The 312-nt window shown below is 10.6% G+C and carries 1 protein-coding gene; it reads left to right on the forward strand.

Annotation, left to right across the window (positions count from 1 at the left end; all coding sequences use genetic code 11):
* Window positions 1-300: hypothetical protein (locus BBI10_RS28410; RefSeq protein ID WP_208600718.1), on the forward strand; the 300-nt coding region annotated here is incomplete at its 5' end.
* Between the last annotated feature and the right edge of the window lie 12 nt (window positions 301-312).

Consider the following 312-nt stretch of genomic DNA (forward strand, 5'->3'; position numbering starts at 1 on the left):
GGGGGGGGGGGAAAAAAAAAAAAATTAAAAAAAAAAAAAAAAAAAAAAAAAAAAAAACAAAAAAACCAAAAAAAAAAAACAAAAATAAAAAAAAAAAAAACCCAAAAAAAAAAAAAAAAAAAAAAAAAAAAACACCAACAAAATAAAAAAAAAAAAAAAAAAAAAAAAAAAAAACAAAAAAAAAAAGAAACAAAAAAAAAAAAAAAAAAAAACAAAAAAAACAACAAAAACAAAAAAAAAAAAAAAAACAAAAAACAAAAAAAAAAAAAACCAAAAAAAAAAAAAAAAAAAAAAAAATAATAATAAAAAAAA

This window comes from Pseudomonas graminis (assembly GCF_001705435.1).
In the GTDB taxonomy this organism is placed as follows: domain Bacteria; phylum Pseudomonadota; class Gammaproteobacteria; order Pseudomonadales; family Pseudomonadaceae; genus Aquipseudomonas; species Aquipseudomonas graminis_B.